This window comes from Flavobacterium sp. N2270, assembly GCF_025947225.1.
In the GTDB taxonomy this organism is placed as follows: domain Bacteria; phylum Bacteroidota; class Bacteroidia; order Flavobacteriales; family Flavobacteriaceae; genus Flavobacterium.
On the sequence record NZ_CP110005.1, the window covers coordinates 496,922 to 514,750 of the forward strand.

The 17,829-nt window shown below is 29.9% G+C and carries 20 protein-coding genes; 9 read left to right on the forward strand and 11 right to left on the reverse strand.

Features of this window, described 5'->3' with window-relative positions:
• Window positions 1-34 precede the first annotated feature (34 nt).
• The 4 genes from OLM55_RS02390 to OLM55_RS02405 all read left to right on the forward strand — a co-directional run bounded on the left by OLM55_RS02390 (window position 35) and on the right by OLM55_RS02405 (window position 3,243).
• On the forward strand, window positions 35-694 hold the full coding sequence (locus OLM55_RS02390) for an SCO family protein (RefSeq protein WP_264559822.1): 660 nt from the start codon (window positions 35-37) through the stop codon (window positions 692-694).
• A 76-nt stretch (window positions 695-770) separates the two neighbouring features.
• Window positions 771-1,007: a FeoA family protein gene (locus OLM55_RS02395; RefSeq protein ID WP_264559823.1), complete on the forward strand. Its 237-nt coding sequence runs from the start codon at window positions 771-773 to the stop codon at window positions 1,005-1,007.
• Window positions 1,008-1,011: 4 nt separating this feature from the next.
• A complete protein-coding gene (feoB, locus tag OLM55_RS02400) occupies window positions 1,012-3,114 on the forward strand; it encodes a ferrous iron transport protein B (RefSeq protein ID WP_264559824.1) in 2,103 nt (700 codons plus the stop codon).
• Between the two features lie 6 nt (window positions 3,115-3,120).
• Window positions 3,121-3,243, forward strand: coding sequence for a FeoB-associated Cys-rich membrane protein (locus tag OLM55_RS02405; protein WP_264559825.1), 123 nt, complete (start codon window positions 3,121-3,123; stop codon window positions 3,241-3,243).
• A 158-nt stretch (window positions 3,244-3,401) separates the two neighbouring features.
• On the opposite strand, the gene OLM55_RS02410 is transcribed toward OLM55_RS02405, so the two are convergent.
• Genes OLM55_RS02410 through OLM55_RS02425 form a run of 4 tightly spaced genes read right to left on the reverse strand, consistent with a single transcriptional unit; the run spans window position 3,402 to window position 5,495 of the window.
• Window positions 3,402-3,596 carry a hypothetical protein gene (locus OLM55_RS02410; RefSeq protein ID WP_264559826.1) on the reverse strand — a complete coding sequence of 65 codons (195 nt, stop codon included), beginning with the start codon at window positions 3,594-3,596 and terminating at the stop codon, window positions 3,402-3,404.
• Window positions 3,597-3,607: 11 nt separating this feature from the next.
• On the reverse strand, window positions 3,608-4,003 hold the full coding sequence (locus OLM55_RS02415) for a hypothetical protein (protein WP_264559827.1): 396 nt from the start codon (window positions 4,001-4,003) through the stop codon (window positions 3,608-3,610).
• 23 nt (window positions 4,004-4,026) lie between these two features.
• A complete protein-coding gene (locus OLM55_RS02420; protein ID WP_264559828.1) occupies window positions 4,027-4,845 on the reverse strand; it encodes a ZIP family metal transporter in 819 nt (272 codons plus the stop codon).
• A gap of 2 nt (window positions 4,846-4,847) precedes the next feature.
• Window positions 4,848-5,495 (reverse strand): metal-dependent transcriptional regulator, encoded by a 648-nt coding sequence (locus tag OLM55_RS02425; protein WP_264559829.1) that lies wholly within the window; start codon window positions 5,493-5,495, stop codon window positions 4,848-4,850.
• A gap of 89 nt (window positions 5,496-5,584) precedes the next feature.
• Here OLM55_RS02425 and OLM55_RS02430 point away from each other — a divergent pair, with 89 nt between their 5' ends.
• The 5 genes from OLM55_RS02430 (at window position 5,585) to OLM55_RS02450 (ending at window position 10,879) form a co-directional block, all read left to right on the forward strand.
• Window positions 5,585-7,834 carry a TonB-dependent receptor gene (locus OLM55_RS02430; protein ID WP_264559830.1) on the forward strand — a complete coding sequence of 750 codons (2,250 nt, stop codon included), beginning with the start codon at window positions 5,585-5,587 and terminating at the stop codon, window positions 7,832-7,834.
• Window positions 7,835-7,923: 89 nt separating this feature from the next.
• On the forward strand, window positions 7,924-8,334 hold the full coding sequence (locus tag OLM55_RS02435) for a BrxA/BrxB family bacilliredoxin (protein ID WP_264559831.1): 411 nt from the start codon (window positions 7,924-7,926) through the stop codon (window positions 8,332-8,334).
• An 88-nt stretch (window positions 8,335-8,422) separates the two neighbouring features.
• A complete protein-coding gene (locus tag OLM55_RS02440) occupies window positions 8,423-9,160 on the forward strand; it encodes a lysophospholipid acyltransferase family protein (protein ID WP_264559832.1) in 738 nt (245 codons plus the stop codon).
• A complete protein-coding gene (locus OLM55_RS02445) occupies window positions 9,160-10,155 on the forward strand; it encodes an acyl-ACP desaturase (RefSeq protein WP_264559833.1) in 996 nt (331 codons plus the stop codon). The genes OLM55_RS02440 and OLM55_RS02445 overlap by 1 nt, the downstream gene beginning before the upstream one ends.
• 73 nt (window positions 10,156-10,228) lie before the next feature.
• Window positions 10,229-10,879 carry an HD domain-containing protein gene (locus tag OLM55_RS02450; protein WP_264559834.1) on the forward strand — a complete coding sequence of 217 codons (651 nt, stop codon included), beginning with the start codon at window positions 10,229-10,231 and terminating at the stop codon, window positions 10,877-10,879.
• 3 nt (window positions 10,880-10,882) lie between these two features.
• Here OLM55_RS02450 and OLM55_RS02455 read toward each other — a convergent pair whose 3' ends face one another.
• The 7 genes from OLM55_RS02455 to OLM55_RS02485 all read right to left on the reverse strand — a co-directional run bounded on the left by OLM55_RS02455 (window position 10,883) and on the right by OLM55_RS02485 (window position 17,702).
• Window positions 10,883-11,131 (reverse strand): hypothetical protein, encoded by a 249-nt coding sequence (locus tag OLM55_RS02455; protein WP_264559835.1) that lies wholly within the window; start codon window positions 11,129-11,131, stop codon window positions 10,883-10,885.
• 391 nt (window positions 11,132-11,522) lie between these two features.
• Window positions 11,523-12,299, reverse strand: a complete 777-nt coding sequence (locus tag OLM55_RS02460; protein ID WP_264559836.1) for an enoyl-CoA hydratase/isomerase family protein — start codon at window positions 12,297-12,299, stop codon at window positions 11,523-11,525.
• Between the two features lie 30 nt (window positions 12,300-12,329).
• Window positions 12,330-13,742, reverse strand: a complete 1,413-nt coding sequence (locus OLM55_RS02465; RefSeq protein ID WP_264559837.1) for a sensor histidine kinase — start codon at window positions 13,740-13,742, stop codon at window positions 12,330-12,332.
• Window positions 13,743-13,791: 49 nt separating this feature from the next.
• Window positions 13,792-14,334, reverse strand: coding sequence for a CopD family protein (locus OLM55_RS02470; protein ID WP_264559838.1), 543 nt, complete (start codon window positions 14,332-14,334; stop codon window positions 13,792-13,794).
• Window positions 14,324-15,676: an MATE family efflux transporter gene (locus OLM55_RS02475; RefSeq protein ID WP_264559839.1), complete on the reverse strand. Its 1,353-nt coding sequence runs from the start codon at window positions 15,674-15,676 to the stop codon at window positions 14,324-14,326. The genes OLM55_RS02470 and OLM55_RS02475 overlap by 11 nt, the downstream gene beginning before the upstream one ends.
• Window positions 15,676-16,713, reverse strand: coding sequence for a ferrochelatase (gene hemH / locus OLM55_RS02480; RefSeq protein WP_264559840.1), 1,038 nt, complete (start codon window positions 16,711-16,713; stop codon window positions 15,676-15,678). Before hemH ends, OLM55_RS02475 begins: the two co-directional genes overlap by 1 nt.
• A gap of 116 nt (window positions 16,714-16,829) precedes the next feature.
• Window positions 16,830-17,702 carry a helix-turn-helix transcriptional regulator gene (locus OLM55_RS02485; protein WP_264559841.1) on the reverse strand — a complete coding sequence of 291 codons (873 nt, stop codon included), beginning with the start codon at window positions 17,700-17,702 and terminating at the stop codon, window positions 16,830-16,832.
• Between the last annotated feature and the right edge of the window lie 127 nt (window positions 17,703-17,829).

Consider the following 17,829-nt stretch of genomic DNA (forward strand, 5'->3'; position numbering starts at 1 on the left):
AATATAGATTTTCTCTATTTTTGCAAAAAAAACGATGCTATTTAAAAAATATAAAATATTCATTCTCACATTTATATCTATATCAATAATTATTTTTATTGCCATTTATTCTTTATTAAAGCCTCAAAAAACACTTAAAATCTTTTCGCCTAGAGATGTAAATACTGAATTAGTTGACACAACCGTTCAACACATTGGATACAATCATACTATTGCCGATTTTGCATTTACTAATCAAAACGGAAAAATCATTACTCAAAAAGATTATGAAGGAAAGATTTATGTAGCTGATTTCTTTTTTACTACTTGCCCTACAATTTGTCCTAAAATGACAGATAATATGGTTTGGCTACAAGAACAAATTAAAAACAACCCAAAAGTAATGTTACTTTCTTATTCGGTAACTCCAGATATTGATAGTGTTCCTGTATTGAAAAAATATGCGTTGGAAAAAGGTGTTGACGACTCAAAATGGAACTTGGTCACCGGAAATAAAAAAGACATTTATTACATTGCCAGAAAATCATATTTAGCAGTAAAAACTGGAAAACCAGAAGACATGTATGATATGGTTCATACCGAAAACTTTATTTTAGTTGATCAAAAAAGGAGAATTAGAGGTTTTTATGACGGAACTAACCTAGAAGAAGTTAAAAAACTTTTAGAAGACATCAACTATCTTTCGCAAGAGTAAAATTAATTTATGATAATTATCATTTTGATTTTCTAAATAATAGCTACATTTGTATTTTAATTCAATCTAAATAAGAGTGGCTGTTTTACTTTCAGATTTAAAAATTGGCGAAAAAGCAATAATTCTCGATGTAAATATTGAAGAAATTCCGTTGAAGTTACTTGAAATGGGTTGCTTACCTGGAAACAATATTCAATTATTGCAAATAGCTCCTTTTGGAGATCCATTATATTTTAACATCAATGATTCTCATGTAGCCATAAGAAAAGAAACTGCTGCAGAAGTCACAATTCGTTTAGAAATACAGATTTAATTTAATGCACAATACCACTATAAAAGTAGCTTTAATTGGAAATCCTAATGTGGGTAAAACTTCTGTTTTTAACCAATTAACAGGACTTAACCAACAAGTTGGAAACTATCCCGGAATAACTGTAGAAAAAAAAGAAGGAATTTGTAAACTTTTTGCAAGTTCAAAGGCAAAAATCATTGACCTTCCAGGAACGTACAGTTTAAATGCGAATTCAATTGATGAAAATGTAGTTATTGAATTACTTCTAAACAAGAATGATATTGATTTTCCAGATGTAGCAGTTGTAGTTACTGAAGTTGAAAACCTAAAACGAAATTTACTATTATTTACCCAAATTAAAGATTTAGAAATTCCAACTATTCTCGTAATCAATATGAGTGATAGAATGACTTTAAAAGGAATTGAACTTGACATTCCCTATCTTGAAAAAGAATTAAAAACCAAAATAGCATTAGTAAGTTCAAGAAAAAAAATTGGAATTGACAACCTTAAAAACTTAATTTTAGATTATAAAAATCTATCTATAGAGCCATGCTTAAATGCTTCAAGCATTGACCCAGATTATTTTGATAAATTAAGAAAAGCATTTCCAAATCAATTACTTTATAAGCTTTGGCTAGTAATTACCCAAGATGTAAATTTCTTAAACTTAGAACGAAATGAAATTAAAAGTTCATTTACAAAATCACATGCCGATTTAAAACGCTTACAACAAAAAGAAACAATTAAAAGATACCAATTTATAAATGACACTTTAAAAATTGGTCAAACTATAGATAAATCAAAAGCTTCTGATTTTCAGAGTAAATTAGACAGAGTTTTAACACATAAAATCTATGGCTACTTAATTTTCTTTGGAATTTTAATGGTTATTTTTCAATCCTTATTTGATTGGAGTAGTATTCCAATGGATTTTATAGATGAAACATTTGCTAATTTAAGTTCGTTTGCCAAGACAAATTTACCAGCTGGAGAATTTACGAATTTAATAAGCGAAGGAATTATCCCTGGTATAGGTGGAATTGTAATTTTCATTCCTCAAATTGCCTTTTTATTCTTATTTATTTCCGTTTTAGAAGAAAGTGGTTATATGAGTCGTGTAGTATTCTTAATGGATAAAATTATGCAAAAATTTGGACTTTCAGGAAAAAGTATTGTACCTCTAATTTCAGGAACAGCTTGTGCAATTCCTGCCATTATGAGTGCAAGAAATATTGAAAACTGGAAAGAACGATTAATTACAATTTTAGTAACTCCGTTTACAACTTGTTCTGCACGTTTGCCTGTTTACGCCATTTTAATTTCATTAATTATTCCTGAAAAAAGAATATTTGGATTTTTAAGTTTACAAGGCTTAACACTAATGTTTTTATACTTATTAGGTTTTGGGTCTGCAATTTTCTCTGCTTATTTATTAAACAAAGTGTTAAAACTTAAATGTAAAACGTATTTTGTTGTTGAAATGCCGAGTTATAAAATTCCTATGTTTAAAAATGTTGGAATTAATGTTTTAGAAAAAACAAAAGCTTTTGTTGCTGGTGCAGGAAAGATAATATTAGCAATATCTGTTGTATTATGGTTTTTAGGTTCTCATGGACCTAGTAAAGGTTTTGACAATGCAGAGGCAATAGTTTTAAAATCAAATAAAAACAAAACAATTAGTACAGAAGAATTAGAAAATGAAGTAAATGCTTATAAGCTTGAAAACTCATACATAGGTATTTTAGGAAAAACGATAGAACCTGCAATAAGACCTTTAGGATACGATTGGAAAATAGGAATTGCCGTTTTAAGTTCTTTTGCAGCAAGAGAAGTATTTGTAGGAACATTAGCAACAATTTATAGTGTAGGTAACCATAGCGAAGAAGAAACAACTATTAAAAATAAAATGGCCGCTGAAGTACATCCTGTAACTGGAGATAAAATTTTTAATTTTGCTACTGGAGTTTCTTTATTGTTATTTTATGCCTTTGCCATGCAATGCGTAAGTACTTTGGCAATCGTAAAAAAGGAAACTAATTCTTGGAAATGGCCCATAATTCAATTGGTATTCATGAGTGGGTTAGCCTATTTAGTTTCATTAATAGCTTATCAGGTTTTAAAATAAGAAATTATGCAAGAAATATTAGTTTACATTACATTAGCAATAGCTGTAGGTTTTTTAATTAAGAAGTTTTTTTGGAAAAAAAGACCAAAGAAATCAAAACCTTGTGGCGATGATTGTGCTTGTCATTAAAACAAAATATTAATTATTTATGTTTAATAATTGAATGAAGTTTTTGTTCGAAATATATATTCCATTTTTGTCAGAAATAAGATTATTTTCTATAAAATAAGTTTCAATAGAATCTCTTGAATAACATTTAAGATAAAATTCATCAACTGATGGGTTTTTTAAATACTCTTTCTTAACTGAGTTATGTATTCTTTTTCAAAAGAATTAATTGTTAAACTATCTTTTACTACTATTAAAACAGAATCACTTTTTTTAATATCAATAACTTCTATGTATTTGAACTTATTTTGGATTCTTTTTTCACAGCTTAAAAAAGCAATTGATATAAATAATAAAGTTTTTAAACTACTCATTAAATTACTTTTTATTCAAATTCAATTTTCAACAAATAATCTTCTAACTTAATTTCAACGCCTTGTTTTTTTTGAGGAAGAACCTCGATAGTTTTAATAGTTTTAGAAGAAGTATATCTTTCTAAAATCCACTTGTTTTCAGGGAAATTTTTAAAATTTATTGTTAGTGTTTCATCTTTATAGAAAACATTGTCTTTATATATCGAGAGTATAAGCTCAACTTCTCCTGCCCAAACACAGTTCATGCCTTCGGGACAACGAGAATCGGAAACAATTTCTTTTATTTTAAAAGAAAATTCTTCGCTTAATATATTCTTCTGTAAAGTTAAATGTGTGGTTGATTCGTCTTTTTTAGATGCACAACCAAATAAAACTACAACAATTAAAAAACCAATTATTTTTTTCATTCTACCAAGTTAGTAAAAAACAATTAACCAAGTGCAACATCTAAAGTCATCATTACAATAAATCCACCTATAAATCCTAAAGTAGCAATATCAGTATTATTAGCTTGTTGCGTTTCAGGAATAACCTCTTCTACGACTACAAATATCATTGCACCAGCAGCAAATGCTAAAGCATAAGGTAATATTGGTGTAAAAAAAGTTACTGCTACAGCTCCTAAAACTCCAGCAATAGGCTCCACTAAGGCAGAAGATTGTCCGTACATAAAACTTTTTCTTCTGCTCATACCCATTCTTCGTAATGGCATTGAAACCGCAATTCCTTCAGGGAAATTTTGAATTCCAATTCCAATTGCTAAAGTAACTGCTCCAGCAATTGAAGCTTCTGGAATACCAGCTGCTACTCCCCCAAATAAAACTCCTACTGCTAAACCTTCAGGAATATTATGTAATGTAATAGCTAAAGTTAACAATGTAGTTCGTTGCCAAGGCGATTTTATCCCTTCTGTTTCTTTAAAATTAATATGTAAATGTGGTAAAGTTTTATCTAACATAAAAATAAATAATGCTCCCAAAGCAAATCCAACAGCAGCCGGAATTACTTTTATAAACCCTTCACCTTCACTCATTTCAATAGAAGGCGCTAACAAACTCCAAAAACTAGCAGCAACCATGACTCCTCCAGTAAAACCAAGCATTCCGTCAAAGAACGTTCGGTTCATTCCCTTAAAAAAGAACACAAATGAAGCGCCCAAAGCAGTTACAAACCAAGTGAACATGGTAGCATAAAAAGCAGCTAAAACAGGATCGATACTTTCTAAATAAGTTAATATATCTTGAAACATAATTATTGTACGTATAAATTACTAGCTATTTTATTTGAAATTGTAATTGTAATATTATTTATTTCAACAAGTAAAGTGTCGTCGAAACTTTCTCTTTCTAGAACTTTAAAAGTTGAACCTAAAGCAATTTGTTGTTTGTCTAAATATTGTAAAAACTCTGGTGATGAATCTTTCACTCCTACGCATTTATAAGAAACATTTAATTCAACATCTGAAAGCAGCTGTTTATCTAGTTTTTTTATTTCTCCATTAGCATTTGGAATTGGGTCACCATGCGGGTCAAAAGCAGGAAAGTTTAAAAAAGTGTCTAATTTATTTATCAATTTTTCCGATTTGATATGTTCTAATTCTTCCGCAATTTCATGTACTTCATCCCAAGAAAAGTTTAATTTATCTACTAAAAAAACTTCCCATAAACGGTGTTTCCTTACAATCATTTTTGCTGTCAATGTTCCATTTTCAGTTAAAGAAGCGCCTTGATATTTTTTATAAGCAACTAAATCTTTATCCGCTAATTTCTTCAACATATCGGTTACAGAAGATGCTTTTGTGTCAAGCATTCCCGCAATTGCATTTGTATTTACTCCTTTTGGAGACACTAAGGATAAATGGTAAATTACTTTTAAATAGTTTTCTTCTGAAATAGTCATTTCACTTTATTTTTAACAAATATAAACAAAATATTTTTGCAAACTACAATATTTTTTTTAGGTTTGTCTAAAATTTTATTTAAATTTAAATGAAAAATATTTTTCCAATATTACTATTCATAAGTTCACTATCTTTTTCTCAAACAACAATTAAAGGAAATATTTCTAACAAAAATGAATCACTAGCCTTTGTTTCTGTCTATATTTCGGAATTAAAAAAAGGTACTGAATCTGATTTACAAGGAAATTACATTATAAAAGATATTCCAAACGGAGTTTACACGATTAGTTATTCATTTGTTGGTTTTAAATCGGAAAGGAGAAAAATCACAATTAATAATGAAAAAGAAATATTCTTAAATGTTACATTAACAGAAAATAATTTACTGAATGAAGTTGTTGTTACTGGAACTTTAAAAGCAGTTTCTCGATTAGAAACTCCAGTTCCTGTTGAAATATATACTGCTACTTTTTTAAAAAAAAATCCAACACCTAATGTTTTTGAAGCGCTTCAAAATGTAAATGGCGTTCGTCCGCAATTAAATTGCAATATTTGTAATACGGGAGACATTCACATTAACGGACTAGAAGGGCCTTACACAATGGTTACTATTGACGGAATGCCTATTGTAAGTGGCCTTTCAACTGTTTATGGATTGTCTGGAATTCCAAATTCTTTAATTGATAGAATTGAAATTGTAAAAGGTCCGGCTTCTTCTTTATACGGAAGTGAAGCCGTTGGCGGATTAATTAACATTATTACCAAAACGCCCACAACAGCTCCACTATTTTACGGTGATTATTTCACTACATCATGGTTAGAAAATAACATCGATTTAGGTGCGAAATACAAAATTGGTGAAAATGTAAATTCACTTTTAGGTATCAATTATTTCAACTATTCGAATCCAATTGACAATAATAACGACAATTTTACCGATGTAACATTACAAGACAGAATTTCTGTTTTTAATAAGTTTGATTTCGAAAGAAAAAGTAAAAAAGAATTTAGTGTTGTTGGAAGGTTTTTTTACGAAGACCGTTGGGGCGGAGAAATGCAATGGAATAAAAGTTACCGTGGCGGAAGTGAAGTATATGGCGAAAGTATTTATACAACACGTTATGAACTATTAGGAAAATACCAATTACCTGTTTCAGAAAACATCTTTGCTTCTTTTTCCTATACTAATCATGATCAAAATTCGGTTTACGGAAACACTCTGTTTTTAGCACAACAAGAAATTGCTTATGGCCAAATAACATGGGATAAAAAAGTAAAAAATCATGATTTTTTACTAGGAACTGCTTTCAGGTATCAATATTATAACGACAATACAACCGCTACAGAGACTTCAGAAAAAACAAAAATTAGTAGTCTATTTATACAAGACGAAATTAAATTAGCTGAAAAACACAGCATTTTATTAGGTTCTAGATATGATTATAATAATATTCATGGTTCCATTTTTACACCCAGAATTGCTTACAAATGGAAACCAAATGAAAAATCGGTTTTTAGAATTAATTCTGGAACAGGTTTTAGAGTTGTGAACTTGTTTACCGAAGAACATGCAGCTTTAACAGGCTCTAGAGATGTTGAGATTACGGAAGATTTAAAACCTGAAAAATCATATAACATTAATATAAATTACCTTAAAAGAATCAATTTAAAAAACGGAGTACATGCAGTAATGGAATTTTCAAGTTGGTATACGTATTTTACCAATCAAATTTTACCCGATTATGACACCGACCCAAATAAAATCATTTACTCTAACTTAAATGGATATTCAAAAACGATGGGGGTTACAGGTAATATTGACCTGATTTTCCCTTTCGGGTTAAAAACTATGTTCGGTTTTACCGTTTTAGACTCAAAAAACAGAAGAGATGGAGTAACAAGCACGCCTATTTTAACAGAAAAGTACAGCGCAACTTGGGGAGTTACTTATGATATTCCAAAATGGAACTTATCAATTGATTATACTGGAAACTTATATGGACCAATGCGATTACCGCTTCTTGGAGATCTTGACCCAAGAAAAGAGTACTCACCTATTTGGAGCATTCAAAACATACAATTCACTTATAAAAAATTCAATAATTTTGAACTTTATGGAGGCTTGAAAAACCTCTTAAATTGGACACCAAACAAAGGAAACCCATTTATTATTGCGCGTGCAAATGATCCATTTGATGAGAATGTAGTTTTTGATACTAACGGAAATGCCGTTGCTACTCCCGATAATCCATACGCATTAACTTTTGATCCTGGTTACGTGTATGGGCCTAACCAAGGGATTAGAGGGTTTATTGGGGTTAGGTATAACCTGTTATAAGTAAACAATAACAAATCTTTATGAATTGAAGGATTTTCAAAACTAAAAATAATTGTAACTTTGTAAATCGAATTATAAAACCTACAATTATGTATCCAGAAGAGATGGTAAAACCAATGAAAGCGGAATTAACAGACGCTGGTTTTCAAGAATTATATAGTGCCGCAGATGTTGACAACGTACTTGCAAAAGAAGGAACAACATTAGTAGTAATCAACTCGGTTTGCGGTTGTGCTGCAAGAAATGCACGTCCAGGAGCAAAAATGAGTTTAGACAATGCTAAAAAACCTACGCAAACAGTAACCGTTTTTGCAGGAGTAGACAAAGAAGCGGTTGATAAAGCTAGAGAGCACATGTTCCCTTTTCCTCCATCATCGCCATGTATGGCTTTGTTTAAAAACGGAGAATTGGTACACATGTTAGAGCGCCATCATATTGAAGGCCGACCTGCAGAATTAATTGCAGAAAACCTTAAAGATGCCTATAACGAGTACTGCTAATACTATGCAAGCATATTATAAAAACCATCAAAATTGATGGTTTTTTTTGTTTTATGATTTACCTTTGTACATTAATTAGACTTAACCCATGCAAAAAATAATATCTTACCCATTATCGATAGTGTATGCAGCATTGTTTATGTTCTGGTTGATACTATTTCATCCTATACAATGGATTTGTTACAATATCTTTGGATATAATGCACATAAACGAAGTGTTGCAATAATGAATTTATTTTTGCTAAGAACTTCTCATATATTAGGAACAACATATTATTTTGAAGGAATAGAAAAATTACCAAAAAACGTTCCTTTAGTAATAGTATCCAACCATCAAAGTTTACATGATATTCCAGCAATAATTTGGTTCATGCGAGCTTGGCACCCTAAATTTATTAGTAAAAAAGAACTGGGTAAAGGAATTCCAAGCGTTTCTTATAATTTAAGAAATGGTGGCTCTGCATTAATTGATAGAAAAGATGCAAAACAAGCATTAGCAGAAATAAAAAAAACTGCCGAATATATAAACAAAAACAACTATTCTATTGTCATCTTTCCGGAAGGAACAAGAAGTAAAAATGGTATTCCGAAACCTTTTTCTATAAATGGATTAAAGATGCTTTATAAATTTGCACCAGACGCCTATTTTGTACCAATAACGATAAATAATTCATGGAAAATGGATCAATATGGAAAGTTCCCAAAAGGCCTAGGTAGTAAAATTTCATTCAAAATACATGATCCGTTAAAAGTATCTGATTATTCTTTTGAAGAAATTTTTGAAAAAACAGAAAACACAATTATTAAATATATAAAAACAATATAATGTCAATACAAAACGTACGTTTAGAAGTAATGCAATTTCTGGAAAAGAAAATTGACAGCTTCGTAGAGGAATTCTTAATTCCGGTTGAAAAAATTTGGCAACCAACAGATCTTTTACCTAATTCTGAGGGAGAAAATTTCATTGAAGAAGTAAAAGAATTAAGAGAAATTGCAAAAGATTTACCTTATGATTTTTGGGTAACTTTAGTAGGTGATACAATTACCGAAGAAGCTTTACCAACCTATGAAACTTGGTTAATGGATGTTGAAGGTGTAAAACAAAAAGGCGAAGGCGGAGATAATGGTTGGGCAAAATGGTTACGCCAATGGACAGGTGAAGAAAATCGACATGGAGATGTGTTAAATAAATACTTATACCTTTCTGGAAGAGTTAACATGAGAGAAGTAGAAATAACTACACAACATCTAATAAACGATGGTTTTGACCCAGGAACTGGACGTGATCCTTATAAAAACTTTGTGTTTACAAGTTTTCAAGAATTAGCAACCTATGTTTCGCATAACCGCGTAGCACAAATGGCTAAGAAATATGGAGATAATAAATTATCTAAAATGTGTCGTTTAATTGCTGGAGACGAAATGCGTCATCATCATGCTTACAGTCATTTTGTAAAGAAAATTTTTGAAGTTGACCCAAGTGAAATGATGTTGTCTTTTCAATACATGATGAAAAACAAAATCAATATGCCAGCGCAATTAATTCGAGAATCGGGACAAAAAATAGGAACCGCATTTGAAGAGTTTTCAAATTCAGCACAACGCATAGGTGTTTACACTGCAAATGACTATATTGAAATTATGCAGAAGCTTATTGATAAGTGGGAAATTGAAAAAATTGGCAACCTTACAGATGAAGCCGAAAAAGCAAGAGATTATTTAATGAAGCTTCCTGCAAGAATGGCAAGAATTTCAGATCGTTTAATTACGCCCGAACATCAACATATTTTTAAATGGGTAGAGCCTGCTAAAATGTAATAAAAATATTTCCTATTTTGAATGTTGATTCTTAATAAAGACTTTAAGAATCAACATTTTTTTAATTAAACATATGAGTAAAACAATCGACAACACAATTATTTTCGTAAAAAAACAATTAGAAAATGCAGAAGGCGGACATGATTGGTTTCATATAGAACGTGTTTATAAAAATGCCCTATTAATAGCACAAACCGAAGATAGTTGCAACCTAGAAGTTGTAAAACTTGGCGCATTACTTCATGATATTGCGGATAGTAAATTTCATAATGGAGATGAAACAGTTGGTCCTAAAATAGCTCGTGAATTTTTAGAAAAAGAAAATATTTCTGAAGAAATCAGTACTCATGTAATTAAGATTATTGAAAACATTTCATTTAAAGGCGGCAATTTCGAAAAGAAATTTACCTCTAAAGAATTAGAAATTGTTCAAGATGCTGATAGACTTGACGCTCTTGGCGCAATAGGTATTGCTAGAACATTTAATTATGGCGGCTTTAAAAACAGATCAATTTACGACCCAAATATTGCTCCTAAATTTAACATGTCTAAAGAAGAATACAAAAACAGTGAAGCGCCTACAATTAATCATTTTTATGAAAAATTATTACTTCTAAAAGACAAGATGAATACTGAAAGTGGTAAAAAAATAGCTCAAGAACGCCATATTTACATGGAAAACTTCTTGTCTCAATTTTATGCAGAATGGGAAGGCGAAAAATAGTTACTAATTGAATTTATAACTATCCACAACAGACAGTCCAAAAAAACCTTCTTTAATTGTGTAGGTTATATGATAACCCTTAATTTCAGAAAGGTCTAAAAAAGTTCTAATCCCTATATATTCTTCATATTTATTATCTTCTAAAATAATTAATGTCGTTTTATAAGTTCCATTTTTAGACTTTTGATATCTATTATGAAAACTATACTTCTCAACTCTAGAATTAGTTGAAAACTGAAAATTAACAATCAAAAAAGTGCTTATTATTAAAGTAAATAAAACCTCAGCAATATTAGATTTTTGTTTTTTTATGCGATTAATAATTATGGGGCAATAGTTTAAAATATAAAAACCCATTAATATCCAAATGTTAATTAGCGTCTTTAATCCGAAATAAACAAAAGCAATTACATTTAAAATAAACAAAAAAGCAAATAACGTATTTAAGTTTAAAAATGCATTTGAAATTTCATTTTTCTTAAAATAAATAAAGTCTTTAAAGGTGTGTTTTATAAAAGGCGACGTAAATACAATCAAAACCAAATACATAGCAATTCCTTGCCCTTGATATTTATAATACCAATAAAAAGGTAAAAAGAAAACAATCGCTATTGCAAGAATAACGATTGTTAATTTAAATATATTACTTACCTGGAAAAACTGCTTTTCTTTTTTCTAAAAATGCTGTTGTTCCTTCTTTAAAATCTTCAGTACCAAAACAAGCACCAAAGTTTTTAATTTCAACTTCAAAACCATTAATTCCGTCTATATAATTAGCATTTACGGCTTCAATAGCTTTGCTAATTGCAACACTTGAATTTCTTACAATTTTAGAAGCAATACCTTTTGTAAAATCTAACAATTCTTCTTGAGATACAACATGGTTAACTAATCCATAGCTTAATGCAGTAGCAGCATCAACCATTCCTGCTGTCATAATCATTTCCATGGCACGTCCTTTACCTACTAATTGAGCTAAACGTTGTGTTCCTCCATAACCTGGAATTACACCAAGAGTTACTTCTGGCAATCCCATTTTTGCATTATTAGATGCTGTTCTAAAATGACAAGACATGGCTAACTCTAATCCTCCACCAAGTGCAAATCCATTTACAGCAGCAATAACCGGTTTATTTAAATTTTGAACGTAGTCAAATAATAAAGCATGACCTTCTGCAGCTAATTTACCCCCATTTTCTACTGAAAAATCAGCAAATTCAGAAATATCAGCTCCAGCTACAAATGCTTTCTCACCGCTCCCTGTAATAATAATTACTTTTACAGATTTATCTTCGTTTAACGTTTTAAACCCTTCATGCAATTCTTGAATTGTAGCTTTGTTTAAAGCGTTTAACTTCGTAGGACGATTAATTGTCACTATTGCAATGTTGTCTTGTTTTTCTATTAAAATATTTTCCATAGTTAAAATCTTGAAATTTATAATTGTATTTTATTTAGTAATTGGAAAGGAAACGATAAACTCTGTTCCTATTCCTAGTTCGCTATTAAAGGTTATTGTTCCGTTATAGTTTTCGATAATGTTTTTTATAATTGCCAAACCTAATCCCATTCCGCTAGATTTTGTAGTGAATTTTGGTTCAAAAATTCGACTTTGATTGTCTTTAGAAACTCCAATTCCGTTATCTTTTACAGAAATAATTACGTTATTATTTTCTTCAAAAACAGTTACAAACACTGATTTATTTTCTTGTTCATCTGGTATTGATTGAATGGCATTTTTTACTAAATTAGTAATAACTCTAATTAACTGAGTACGATCAAATCGTGCTATAATTTCTTCATTTAAAGCTGAAAACTGAATGTAATTTTCATTAAAAATTTCTAATGATAGTTTTACAATTGTTACAACATTTAATGTTTCGTTTTGTTGTGCAGGCATTGAAGCAAAATTTGAAAAAGCATTTGCAACAGCACTCATAGTATCAATTTGCTGTATTAACGTTTTAGAATAATCTTCTAATTTTAGTTTAACATTAGGATCATTTTCATCAAACCTTCTTTGAAAATTTTGAACGGTTAAACGCATTGGGGTTAATGGATTTTTAATTTCATGCGCAACTTGTTTCGCCATTTCTCTCCATGCTTGTTCACGTTCACTTTGTGCTAATTTAACAGCGCTTTCTTCAAGCTTATCAACCATATTGTTATATGATTCTACAAGTAAATTTATCTCCTGACTTCCTTCTTGAAGTTCAATTTTTTTATTTTGATGGTTTAAATTTGTCTCTTGAATTTTATCGGTAATGATTTTTAGTGATTTTGTAATATAACTCGAAAGAAAGTAGGAAAGTACAATTGCAATAATAAACATAATAGAATATACTTGCCCAAAACGAATAAGAAAATTTCTTAATTCATTTTTATAAAAATCAGTATCTTCTTCATAAGGTAAGTATAAAATAAAAAGTGGTTTAAACTTATTATCTTTTATATAACTATATGAAGACCTATACTGTTGTCCGTTAATCATATCAAATTCAACATATCTTTTTTCAATAGTGGATTTTAAAATTTTTAATGTTGATGGCTTTATTTTTGGCTGTAAAGTATCTAACTCAAACAAAGCTTTAGAAGTAATTAAACTATTTCCTTCTAAATCGTACATGTTAATTTCTAAACTATGAATATTAGATAATTCATGAATACGTTCCTTAAAAATTAAAGGGACATTTTTTGTTGTTAATGGATAAGTTGTAGTTTGAAGAATATAGTTTATATGTTCAACAATTGAATTTTCTTTTCGTTCTAATCGATCTTGATGGTACTCTCTTGCTTCATTTCTAAATTGATAAATAGACACAGAAGCAATTAAAACAGAAGCAATTAAAGTTAACAGTATCATAGATAAAAAAATCCTGACCCTTAACGATGTTTGCTTTATGTTGAAAGATTTAATCATTCTTTTTTTCTCTGATTCTTTTATACATTTTAAATCCTAACATGATTAAAATTGAAAAAATAAAAATTCCAATTACTCCAAAAATCCAATTAATTGCACTTTTTAAAATTACCAAGAACACAACTGCAAATAAAATTATGGTTGCACCTTCATTCCAAATTCTATAAAAATTAGAAGAATTTCTAACGTCATTATTTTGCAATTGTTTAAATATTTGATGACACTTTGCATGATAAATATACAACAACAAAACAAATGCCAACTTTATGTGCATCCACGATTGCGATAACCATTCCGGATTTAAATACAACAAATAAAAGGCAAATAAACTAGCCAAAACAGCACTTGGCCAAGTTATAATATACCAAAGCCTGTATTGCATTAATTGGTATTGTTTAATTAAAATATCTTGTTCTGGTTGTGGTTTTTGTTTAGCTTCTGCATGATAAACAAACAAACGAACAATATAAAAAAGTCCGGCAAACCAAGTAATTACAAATATTAAATGTAATGCTTTTATATAGTTATATTCCATCTTGTGCGTGCGTTAATTTTCGATTCATTTCTCTTTTTAAAAAGAAACCTGTGACTAGAGTTGACAAAATATCTGCAATAGGAAACGAAATCCATACTCCAAAAATACCATAATAATTGGGTAAAATTAAAATTAATGGAATTAAGAAAAACCCTTGCTTGGTTAAAGTTAACAAAAGTGCCGGAGCTGCTTTACCTGCTGCTTGAAAATAAGCTGCTCCAATTAATTGAATAGCAATAATAGGTGAAGCTGCAAAAACAATTCGAAGTGCATTTGGAGTTTCTTTAATAATATCTAAATCAGTTGAAAAAACAGCAACAATAGGTTCTGCTAAAATTAAAATTACAATAAAAATAACAGTTGCTAATCCTGCTGCCCATTTTATGGAAGTTGAAATAGATTCGCTTACTCTAACATAGTTTTTTGCACCATAATTATAACCTGCAATTGGTAAAAAACCTTGGGTAACTCCTAATATAGGAAATAAAGCAAACATTAACATGCGACTTATAATTCCATAAACAGCAACAGAGTGTTCTCCTCCATGAATGAATAAAGTGTGATTTAATATTATAGATAAGATTGCCACAACACCTTGTCTTGCAAATGTTACAAAACCTAATGAGCCGATTTCTGAAACAATTTTTAAATCAATAAAATAATGCCTCATTTGTAAGCGCAGTTCACTTTTAAAAATGAAAAACCATAAAATAAATGAGAAACACATGAAATAAGAAATAGATGTAGCTAATGCGGCTCCAAACATTCCTAAATTCATAAATTTAATAAAAATCACGTCTAGTATAATATTACTGAAAGCCGGAATTATCATGGCAATCATAGCAAATTTTGGTTTCCCTTCTGCCCTAATAACCGTATTTCCCATCATACAAAGCGCTAAGAAAGGCACACCATATAAAACAGGCATAAAAAATTCTTTTGCCGGTTTCATTATTGCTCCATTTGCTCCAAAAAGCAATAAAACTTCTTCCGAATAAAATGCACCAATAATTACTGCAATGACAGCTAAATTAAGCGTCATCATAATCTGATTTCCAAAAGTTTTTAAAGCTTTCTCTCTATCATTTGCTCCTAAAGCTCTCGAAATTATGGAACTTCCTCCTATTCCTAAAGCCATTCCTAATGAAGAAATTAGAAATGTTATTGGTAATACAACAGAAACTGCAGCAATTGCCAAAGAACCAATCCATTGTCCAACAAAAATGGTGTCAATAAGAATATTAACAGACATAAACAATATACCTATAGCAGCAGGTACCGATTGTTTAATTAGTAATTGTTTAATACTTAATGTACCTAATTCTGTTGAAGAAACAGCCATTATTTAGTTTCTTCGTTATTTTGAAATGCCCATTGATCTACCCAACGGCTTAAAGTTTGTGCCCAATCATCATCATCATTTAAACATGGAATTGCTAAAAATTCTTCACCACCATGTGCTTTAAATTCGTGATTAGCTTCCATAGCAATTTCCTCTAAAGTTTCTAAACAATCTGAAACGAAAGCTGGAGTTACAACGGCTAATTTTTTAATTCCTTTTTCTGGCATTTTGTTAATTTCAACATCAGTATAAGGAGTAAGCCATTTGTCTCCTGCTAAACGTGATTGGAAGGTTTGACTGTATTTTCCTTCTTCAATACCTAAGAATTCAACCACTTGTTTTGTAGTTTCATAACATTGATGGCGGTAACAAAATTCGTGTGCTGGCGAGGGTGTATTACAACAACTTCCGTCAATTTTACAGTGGCTTTTTGTGATATCTGTTTTACGAATGTGACGCTCTGGAATTCCGTGATACGAAAACAATAAATGATCGTATTCAAATCCTTCTAAGTGTCTTTTTATTGAATTTGATAAATCTCGGATATAATCTTTTTGGTTGTAAAAAGCAGGAATTATCGTAAAACTCATATGAGGAAACTTTTCTTTACGCAATTTTTCCGCTAACACTAAAATAGTTTCTGTTGAAGCCATAGCGTGTTGAGGATACAAAGGGAATAACAAAACTTCAGTAATTCCTTGATCGTTTAGTTTCTGCAAACCACTTTCAATACTAGGATTTCCATAACGCATTGCTAATTCAACAGGAACACTAACTTGCTTTTGAATTTTAGCTTGCAATCTTTTTGACAAAACGATTAAAGGAGAACCTTCATCCCACCAAATTTTCGCATAAGCTGCTGCTGATTTCTTAGGTCTTGTTTGTAAAATAATTCCTCTTACTAATAAAGCTCTTAATAAAAATGGAACGTCAATTACGTATTTATCCATTAAAAATTCATCTAAATATGGCTTTACATCTTTTGGTGTTGGACTTTCTGGCGATCCTAAATTTACTAATAATACTCCTTTTTTCATTTTTTATATTGTAATTTAAACATTTCTTTTTCGCTCTATAAAAGTAAAAAGTCTTGCTCTTAATTATTTACTATTATTCTTTTTTTTATCTATTGGTATATCATTCAAACCAATGATTAAACATTAAGATTTAAATTCATTAAATACTTTTTAGGCGTAATTCCATACTTTTTCTTAAAAGCAGCTATAAAATGACTTGAAGTACTATATCCAATTTGCAAACCAACTTCATTAACATTATAAGATCCGCTTTCTAATAACTTGCGTGCCGATTCCATTTTATAATCAAACAGAAAACTATAAACGCTATCTCCATAGATTTGTTTGAAGCCTGTTTTAAGTTTCTTTAAATTCAAACCTACTTGATCTGCTAATTCTTGAAGTCCTGGCGGTTCTGCCATATTTGCAATTACAATTTCTTTGGCTTTCTTAATTTTCAATACATTTTCTTCATCAATTAAAAACGGACATTGTTCAGCGTTTGGATCTTCATTTCTGTTAAAATACAAACTTAACAATTCATAACCTTTCCCTTTTAAGTATAAATTTTTAATTGATGAATTCTGATTATAATGAAATATTTGGTTTAATACAATTGCCATTGAAGGACTTATATCTTCTTCGCCATAATACTTTTTATCTAGATTCTCTTCACTAAGAAAGGGAATGTGCTCAGCTTCATTAGAAAACAAAGTATGAAACTTTTTAATTGAAACTAATACAGAAATAATCCAAGAATTTGGATCAATCTCTAAATGCAAAGGTAATTCCTTTTGAGGATTATAAAGTAATAGCGATTTCTCAGCATTTAAATCTAACTTATAAGTTCCGTTATTAAAGTTAAACCTAGCACTTCCTTTAACATTAAAGTGAAATTGAATTAACCCTGTTTTAACCTGTTTTTCAACATGTTGCACTTCATTTGAATCGTTTTGAAAACGAATCAAAATAAAATCTTGTTCAATTTTAATTTCCTCTACTGCACTCATAGCGTTGTTTTTGATTTGATTTAATTCTTCTTTTTAAATCGACTTATTTAGAACAACTCTAAATAAAATAACTTTAAAGCATTGATTATAGTACAAAAATAGTGGTTTTTTAAATTAAACAATTGTT